The 686-nt window shown below is 72.3% G+C and carries 1 protein-coding gene and 1 pseudogene; one reads left to right on the top strand and one right to left on the bottom strand.

The window, feature by feature from the left end:
- A pseudogene (locus tag AC1D01_RS37520) lies at positions 1–218 on the bottom strand (EamA family transporter); the annotation flags it as partial.
- Positions 219–331: 113 nt separating this feature from the next.
- Between AC1D01_RS37520 and AC1D01_RS37525 the strand changes: the two are divergent.
- Positions 332–686, top strand: a 355-nt coding sequence (locus AC1D01_RS37525) for a GntR family transcriptional regulator (RefSeq protein ID WP_477875010.1), incomplete at its 3' end; no start/stop codon positions are given.

Raw genomic sequence — 686 nt, forward strand, 5'->3', positions numbered from 1 at the left:
GCCGACCACTGCGCGCCGCGCGGCCGCGGTGCCTGCGTGAGCACCAGATAGACCAGGCTCAGCACGCCGGCCAGCGCGGCGCGCCCGGCCACGACGAACAGCGGCGACAGCTGCGGGTCGGCTGCCGGCCCGACGGCCAGCCGCGTCATCGGCGTCGTCAGCGCGAAGATCGCGACCCCGAGGAAGCCCAGCCACAACCCTTTGCGTTCTTGGTCCATGCGGCAGTCTAGCGGCGGCAACCAACACAGAGCCAGTACACTAGACCACCTCAGCTCGCACGCTGTATTGGTCGCCTCGCCAGCACATGAATCTTCTTTCACCCCTGGATCCCTTGTCCCGCCGTGCCGATGCCACGCTGACCGAGCAGTTGTCGGGCCGCTTCGCCGAGCGCATCCGGCAGCGGCTGCTCGCACCGGGCTCGCGGCTGCCGTCGGTGCGAGAGTGCGCGCGCCGGCACGGGGTCAGCGCCTACACGGTAGTGGCGGCCTACGACCAGCTGCTGGCGCAGGGCCTGGTGGAGGCTCGCAAGCAGCGCGGCTTCTTCGTGCGCGAGCAACAGCCGCGCGAGGCGGGTCGCGAGGCCGCGCGCTCGCCGGCCTCGGCCGCCCTGCCCGCTGCCGCCGCGGCCCCGACCGCCTTTCCCCGCGCTCCGCTCAGCGCGATCGCGCTGATGCGCAGCATGTTCC

It is taken from the genome of Rhizobacter sp. P3_B12 (genome assembly GCF_056402895.1).